The organism is Clostridium punense (assembly GCF_017874425.1).
Lineage (GTDB): Bacteria > Bacillota > Clostridia > Clostridiales > Clostridiaceae > Clostridium_J > Clostridium_J punense.
The window spans coordinates 20,695-28,099 of record NZ_JAGGLL010000044.1 but is presented as its reverse complement, the minus strand read 5'-3'; the positions used below and the strand labels follow the sequence as shown (position 1 = coordinate 28,099).

The following is a 7,405-nucleotide window of genomic DNA, read 5'->3' as shown; positions in this document are numbered from 1 at the left end:
AAGTCGAGGGCTTGACCTAAGACATAATTTCACTGTGCAATTTTGAAAGAACAATTATAATAATTAAATTATATTGTTTTAAATTTTAATAGAATCTAGCATTATAAAGAAATGAAGTAATGCGAAGGTTATATAAAATTTAATCTGGTGATGATGCGTTTAGAAGATACACTCGTTCCCATACCGAACACGCAAGTTAAGCTCTAAACGGCCAAGAGTACTGCAAGGGAGACTTTGTGGGAGGGTAGGTGGTCGCCAGGTAAATGTTCCGTGGTAGCTCAATGGTGGAGCACTCGGCTGTTAACCGATAGGTTGGAGGTTCGAATCCTCTCCACGGAGCCATTTAATTAAATAAATGTAAATCTAGTGATGATGCGTTTGGAAGATACACTCGTTCCCATACCGAACACGCAAGTTAAGCTCTAAACGGCCAAGAGTACTGCAAGGGAGACTTTGTGGGAGGGTAGGTGGTCGCTAGGTAAATGTTCCGTGGTAGCTCAATGGTGGAGCACTCGGCTGTTAACCGATAGGTTGGAGGTTCGAATCCTCTCCACGGAGCCATTTTACATAGTAAATTTATGCAGTTCTGAATGAACTGTTTTTTTATTTTAATGAAAAGTGCAATGAATATAAATTGCTAAATTGGAAGAATCTTGCATAAAACAAATAATTATTAATATTAAATTAATAAGACCATGGATAATAGAGAATTAGGTTTATTTCTCTATTACCCATGGTTTTTCTATTATTTTAAATTTATTGATTCACTATGAACTTTTACATGTAAACTTGAATAGTTCTTAAAACATTTAAGTTTATTCAATAAATCATAAAACTTAGAACTATTAAATGTATATTCCATGATAAATAATTGTAATAAGGTGCGAGATTTATAAATATAATTTTTATATGTAAGAGGTTAATATAAACTGAAAAATAAAAAAGTAAAAATTCAGGTATATGTGCATGTACATATTTTCACGTGGGGTTTCCGAAAAATCAAATAATTATGAATATATTTTAAATATTAAAAATATTGAAAATATTTAAAGGAAATTTGTGCAAAATATAGAATATATAATTGTGTTAGATATTATGCAATGAAAAATGGGAGGTATACCATATGAAAGAGTATAAAGTTAACAATCTAAGAAATGTTGGAATAATAGGACATAGTGGAGCAGGAAAAACAAGTCTTATGGAGGCAATGCTATATCAAACAGGGCAGACTGATAGGCTTGGAAAAATTGAAGATGGAACTACAATAAGTGACTATGATTCAGAGGAGAAGAAGAGAAAAGTATCAATTTCTACATCAGTAGCTAACTTCGAGTGGAAAAGTGTTAAAATCAACTTAGTAGATATGCCAGGCTATTTTGATTTCGAAGGAGAAATGATAGAAGGGTTAAAGGCTGTTGATATTGCAATGATTACTGTTTGTGGTGTTTCAGGTATAGAAGTTGGAACTGAAAAAGCCTGGGATTATGCAAATGAACACAAGCTTCCAAGAACAATTTTTATCAATAAGCTAGATAGAGAAAATAGTAATTTTGAAAGAGTTTTGGATAGCTTAAAAGAAAAGTTCGGTACGTCTGTGGTTCCCATCCAATACCCTATAGGTTCTGAAAATAACTTCAAAGGTATAATAAATATTATTTCAAATAGAGCTAGATTGTTTAATCCCAAAACACGTCAGATGGAAGAAGCTGAGGTTCCAGAGGAATTAATGGATAAAGTTGAAGAGTGCAAGCAAATGCTAATGGAAGCAGTAGCTGAAACGGATGAAACTTTATTAGATAAGTACTTTAGTGAAGGTGAATTGTCAAAAGAGGAAATATATGAAGGATTAATAAAAGCCACTTCAACTGGAGAAATCGCTCCGATAATTTGTGGTTCTGCACTAACAGGTGTAGGAATTAATACCTTAATTGAAGACATAGTTGAGTGTTTCCCATCACCTAAAGAGACAAATCTTTATATGGCTAAAGACCTAAAAACAGATGCATATACTAACGTAAAGATTAATGAAAATGACCCATTTGCTGCTTTAGTTTTTAAAACTATAGCTGACCCATTTGTAGGCAAACTTTCAATGTTTAGAGTAATTAGAGGAGTCGCTAAATCAGATACTGTTGTTTATAATTCATCTAAAGAAAAGGAAGAGAAGTTTGGAACTATGTATTTCCTAAAAGGAAAACAACAAATTCCAACAAGTGAAGTTAAAGCAGGAGACATTGGGGCAGTAGCAAAGCTTCAATATACTAATACTGGAGATACTTTATGTACACAAAGTAATCCAATAGTTTTTGAAAGAATGGATTTCCCATTGCCAGTATATTCAAGAGCAGTAGTACCTAAGGCTAAAGGTGATGAGGATAAAATATCAAATGGTTTAACTAAATTATTAGAAGAAGATCCAACCTTTGCGGTATCAAGAGATGTGGAGAATGCTGAAACTATAATTTCAGGGTTAGGTTCAACTCACCTTGATGTTATAGTAAGTAAGTTAAAAAATAAATTTGGAGCAGATGTTTCCCTTCAAGTACCTAAGACTCCGTATAGGGAAACTATTAAGAAATTTTCTGATGTTCAAGGAAAGCATAAAAAGCAATCTGGTGGACATGGTCAGTATGGAGATGTTAAGATTAAATTTGAGCCAAGAGGAGACGGAGAAGAGGAATTACAATTTGTTGATGCCGTAGTTGGTGGAGTTGTACCTAGACAGTATATACCTGCAGTTGAAAAAGGATTAAGAGAGTGCATACAACATGGCGTCCTTGCAGGATACCCAGTAATAAGACTTAAGGCTACACTTCATGATGGTTCTTTTCATCCGGTGGATTCTTCGGAAATGGCATTTAAGATAGCTGCATCTTTATCTTATAAGAAGGGATTGCAGGAAGCTCAGCCAGTGCTTTTAGAACCAGTAATGTATATAGAGGTTGAAGTGCCAGATGATTACATGGGTGATGTTATTGCAGATATAAATAAAAAGAGGGGCAGAATTTTAGGTATGGAACCTGCAATAAAGGGGCAGAAGATTATAGGAGAAGTACCACAATCAGAGTTATATGACTATGCTACAGACTTAAGAAGCTTAACAGGTGCTAGAGGTATATTTAGAACAAGATTTGAAAGGTATGATGAAGTGCCTGGAGATATAGTCAATAGGATAATTGCAGAAACTAAGAAGGAAGCATAGCTTTATGCTTGTAAAGTAAAACCTATATGAGTTTGTAGTAATCAAAGACTATAAATAATATAATCTATGATTTATTCAATAAAAAAGTGCTAAGGCTAGGTCTTAGCACTTTTTTCATGCATAAAATTCCTAAATATAGAAAAAATAATATTAAATCTATAAAGGGGGCCAATTATGTCGGATTATAGGATGGATATATCAGGAGAGATAAAATTAAGTGATTACAGCAGCATTCATGACTATATGGGTATAGTAGGTCCAGAAGACAACTTCACTATTATACTAAATTCAGTTAATGATGAGGATGCAAAGGTATTATGCAGCATTTTAGAAAGTGATAAATTTACAGTTGTCTCAAGAGGAGGAGATTTAGATGGCAAATACTACATACAAGCGTATAAGAGGAAATAGGTTTGATCTTAATGATGAAAGACTTATTCAACAAGCCTATGGATCTGATTTGCACCAATTAAAAAGAGTCGATAGTGAACTAGGCCTATATACAGATATTTCACCAGAGTTTAGACCATTTTTCCCAAGTATAGAAATGCACCCAGTGGAAGATTCAGAGAGTTCTATAGAAGATAAATTGACAAAATAATTATTAAGAGCCACAGTTAATGGCTCTTTTTATTATATAAAAGAATTTGTTTTTTACTTAAAAAATTTGAAAAGCTTTGTTATAAGTAAATTTTAGATTGCCTCTGTAAAATTATAAATACTTATAGGTTCTTTAAAGGAGCAGGAGCATATAGGCATTGTTCCTATACGAGATTTTTCAAAAGGCTTCTTTATAGAGAACCGAAGTCAATACTTAAATTATACATTACCACTACCTTGGTTCCAGTAAGAGGTTTTGAGCATGAAATTCATATTGAATAAGATAATTTTCTACCGTGGAAGCCTATATAATGAGTACAAATAAACCTAGAAACTATGAAAAGATAATAAAAGTTATTTGCATATTAATAATATCTATATTATAATTGTCCTTGAATTTTAATGAATGAAAAGCTTCTTACTCAATAATATTTTGATGGTTGATCTTAAGTTATATTTGTAACCTAAAGGAGCTTGGTGACTATTTAAAGGAGTGATAAGTTTGACAAGATTATATATTACAAGACATGGAGAAACCCTTTGGAATACAGAAGGCAGAATGCAAGGGTGGAATGATTCTCCTCTAACAGATTTAGGTATTAAACAAGCAGAATGGCTAAGGGATAGAATTCAAGATGAAAAGATAGATGCTATTTACTCAAGTCCTTCTAATAGAGCCTTTAAAACAGCTGAGATTGTTAGAGGAGGTAGAGAAATTGAAATAATAAAACATGAGGGCTTAAGAGAAATAGGCCTTGGGGTTTGGGAAGGGTTAAATCAAGAGGAAATTAAGGCCTTAAATGAAGAGCAACATTATAATTTTTGGAATGCTCCACATTTATATGTGCCTTTATCTAAAGGAGAAACCTTTGAAGATTTAACTAATAGAGTAGCACCTATACTTAAGGATATTGTTAGCGCACATCCTAATGAAAATGTACTTATAGTTACTCATACAATGACTTTAAAAGCAATGATGAATTCTCTACATAATAAGCCAACTTCAACAATTTGGGAACCACCTTTCATTAAACAAACAAGTCTTACAGTAATAGACTTTGAAGATGATAAATTTAATGTAATACTTCATGGCGATGCTTCTCATCATGAATACTCTTATAAGGAATATAATGAATAAAGCCAATTAATTATTAATTCATGTTATAAGCAGAAAATGCTATGTAAAATATTTATAGGATTTATTTTCATGAGTTTTAAAATGTTAAAGTCAGTATATACATAAGCTACATATAAGTTTCATTATTAGTGTAAAAACTCTGAAAGGACTTTATTTACAATTCGAAACTTTTTGTGACTTTATATTCTACTTTATACATAAGTGGTATAATTTAGAATACAACCTTGTATATTATCTACAAGAATGTATTCTTTTTCATTTTAGAGGGGGGTTTTTATGAGTAGTTTTTGGCTTAAGGTCTTAGCTTGTGTAATTATGCTAATTGACCATGTGGGAGCTATATTTTTTCCTAAACTATGGGGACTAAGAGTAATTGGAAGATTAGCATTTCCCATTTTTTCATTTTTATTAGTAGAGGGTTATACAAAAACTTCAAACTTAACTAAGTATAGTACTAGATTATTTTTATTTGCATTAATATCTCAATACCCATTTATGTTAGCCTTCAAAATTAAATCCTTTAATATTTTCTTCACATTATTTGCAGGGTTGATGGCATTATACGTATTAGATTATAAGTTTTATGAAGATGAGAAGAAGGATAGAATTATTAAACTTTTAGCAGTTATAGCAATTTGCATATTTGTTAAGCAAATTCACACTGATTATGACTTCTATGGTGTACTTATGATAATTATATTTAAGGTGTTTAAGGATAAGAGTTTCCCAAAATTAGTTGGGGCATTAGTACTACTTAATTTTATTTACGTTTTGCCTATGTTAAAATATTTAGCTTATCCAAATGGCTATAGGATTTTTATGCAAAGCACAAGTTTAATGGCACTAGCACTTATAGCCTTTTATAATGGAGAAAGAGGTAGAAAATTAAAATACGCATTTTATGCTTTCTATCCTGTTCACTTGACTATATTGTATTTGATTAAGAGATTTATTGCATAACGAATATTTGGATTTTCTATGGTATAGGGAGCCAAAGTACAAATTTCACTTATATGAGCATAAAGTGGTTTCCTTAAGATTTTTTTTATGAATAGTTATTAGATGAAAACATTTACCATAGAAATTTTATGTTATTGAAATTGTAGTTATATAATGTTATTGTATAATTATGAAAATTTTAACTATGTTAAATGAGGGGTGTTACACATGAATAAAGAGTTTTTTATAAAAAATAGAGAAAGACTTGGTGAAAAGTTAGAAAATAACTCAATGATGATCCTTTTTGCAGGCGAGGCTCCTTATAAGTCAGCTGACGAAACTTATAATTTTACACCAAATAGAAACTTCTATTATATGACTGGCATAAATAGATCTAAGATGATATTAATGATGATAAAGAGAAATAATAAAGTTACTGAAACTCTATATATTGAAAAAAATGACCCAGTTATGGCTAAGTGGGTTGGAGAAAAAATGAGTGAAGAAACCGCAAAAGAGCTTTCAGGAGTAGAGAGTATTTCTTTTATAGAGGAATTTGAAGATTTTGCAGGACTTATGTTAGGCAGAACAGAGATAGACAAGATATATTTAGATTTAGAAAGACAAGAATTCGATATACCAGCTACGAAATCACAAAAATTTGCAAAGGCTGTAGTTGAAAGATTTCCATATGTAACAATTAAAAATATATATCATGAAATATGTAAACTAAGATTAGTAAAAACTTCAGAAGAAGTGGAACTTGTTAAAAAAGCTATAGATATTACTTATGAGGGTATAAAGGCTATGTGGAAGAATGCTGAACCTGGCATGATGGAATATGAAATTGAAGCTAACTTTGATTATACATTAAAGAAAAATGGAGTGACAGATTTTGCGTTCCACACAATTGCAGCATCAGGAAAAAATGCTACAGTACTTCATTATGGAGACAATAATTGTGAGACTAAAGATGGAGATTTAATGCTTTTAGATTTAGGAGCACAGTATAAGTATTATAATGCAGATATTAGCCGTACTTTCCCAGTTAACGGAAAGTTCACTGAAAGACAAAAAGCTGTGTACAATGTAGTACTTAAAGCCAATGAGGAAGTTACTAAAAATATTAAACCGGGAGTTCCATTCTCAAGACTAAATGAAATAGCTAAGGAAGTTTTAGCTGAGGGATGTAAGGAGCTAGGCTTAATAAAAGAAGATAAGGAACTTTCAAAATACTACTATCATGGAGTTAGCCATTACCTAGGGTTAGATACTCATGATGTAGGAAGTCGTGATGTTGTATTAGAAGAAGGTATGCTTCTAACAAATGAACCAGGACTTTATATTGAAGAAGAAGCAATAGGTATAAGAATTGAAGATGATATACTAGTAACAAAAGACGGGTATGAAAATCTTTCAGCTCATGTAATTAAATCTGTAGAAGATATAGAGAAGTTCATGGCAGAAGGCAAGTAAAGCAGTACCTGTTACAATAATAATTAAGGCTATCATGAATAGTATCATGA

6 protein-coding genes, 2 tRNA genes and 2 rRNA genes are annotated in these 7,405 nt (G+C 31.7%); all 10 read left to right on the top strand.

Annotated features, from left to right (window positions below):
* The first annotated feature begins 143 nt into the window (after window positions 1–143).
* Window positions 144–261: ribosomal RNA gene (gene rrf / locus J2Z44_RS18825) — 5S ribosomal RNA — on the top strand.
* Window positions 262–267: 6 nt separating this feature from the next.
* Window positions 268–342: transfer RNA gene (locus J2Z44_RS18820), tRNA-Asn, on the top strand.
* 20 nt (window positions 343–362) lie between these two features.
* Window positions 363–480, top strand: a 5S ribosomal RNA gene (rrf, locus tag J2Z44_RS18815).
* A 6-nt stretch (window positions 481–486) separates the two neighbouring features.
* A tRNA-Asn gene (locus J2Z44_RS18810) sits at window positions 487–561 on the top strand.
* 562 nt (window positions 562–1,123) lie between these two features.
* On the top strand, window positions 1,124–3,202 hold the full coding sequence (gene fusA / locus J2Z44_RS18805; protein ID WP_021285603.1) for an elongation factor G: 2,079 nt from the start codon (window positions 1,124–1,126) through the stop codon (window positions 3,200–3,202).
* A 174-nt stretch (window positions 3,203–3,376) separates the two neighbouring features.
* Window positions 3,377–3,613 carry a hypothetical protein gene (locus J2Z44_RS18800; RefSeq protein ID WP_021285604.1) on the top strand — a complete coding sequence of 79 codons (237 nt, stop codon included), beginning with the start codon at window positions 3,377–3,379 and terminating at the stop codon, window positions 3,611–3,613.
* Window positions 3,576–3,803 (top strand): hypothetical protein, encoded by a 228-nt coding sequence (locus J2Z44_RS18795; RefSeq protein ID WP_021285605.1) that lies wholly within the window; start codon window positions 3,576–3,578, stop codon window positions 3,801–3,803. The genes J2Z44_RS18800 and J2Z44_RS18795 overlap by 38 nt, the downstream gene beginning before the upstream one ends.
* Before the next feature lie 492 nt (window positions 3,804–4,295).
* Complete coding sequence (locus tag J2Z44_RS18790; RefSeq protein ID WP_342591526.1) at window positions 4,296–4,940, top strand: histidine phosphatase family protein; 645 nt, start codon at window positions 4,296–4,298, stop codon at window positions 4,938–4,940.
* A gap of 276 nt (window positions 4,941–5,216) precedes the next feature.
* The gene (locus J2Z44_RS18785; RefSeq protein ID WP_209649934.1) at window positions 5,217–5,900 is read left to right on the top strand and encodes a TraX family protein; all 684 of its coding nucleotides are present in this window, start codon (window positions 5,217–5,219) and stop codon (window positions 5,898–5,900) included.
* 207 nt (window positions 5,901–6,107) lie between these two features.
* Complete coding sequence (locus J2Z44_RS18780) at window positions 6,108–7,355, top strand: aminopeptidase P family protein (RefSeq protein WP_021285610.1); 1,248 nt, start codon at window positions 6,108–6,110, stop codon at window positions 7,353–7,355.
* Window positions 7,356–7,405 lie beyond the last annotated feature (50 nt).

Coding starts and splice junctions, on each gene's coding strand:
- fusA (WP_021285603.1), top strand. CDS start 1,124: ATGAAAGAGTATAAAGTTAACAATCTAAGAAATGTTGGAATAATAGGA.
- J2Z44_RS18795 (WP_021285605.1), top strand. CDS start 3,576: ATGGCAAATACTACATACAAGCGTATAAGAGGAAATAGGTTTGATCTT.
- J2Z44_RS18800 (WP_021285604.1), top strand. CDS start 3,377: ATGTCGGATTATAGGATGGATATATCAGGAGAGATAAAATTAAGTGAT.
- J2Z44_RS18780 (WP_021285610.1), top strand. CDS start 6,108: ATGAATAAAGAGTTTTTTATAAAAAATAGAGAAAGACTTGGTGAAAAG.
- J2Z44_RS18785 (WP_209649934.1), top strand. CDS start 5,217: ATGAGTAGTTTTTGGCTTAAGGTCTTAGCTTGTGTAATTATGCTAATT.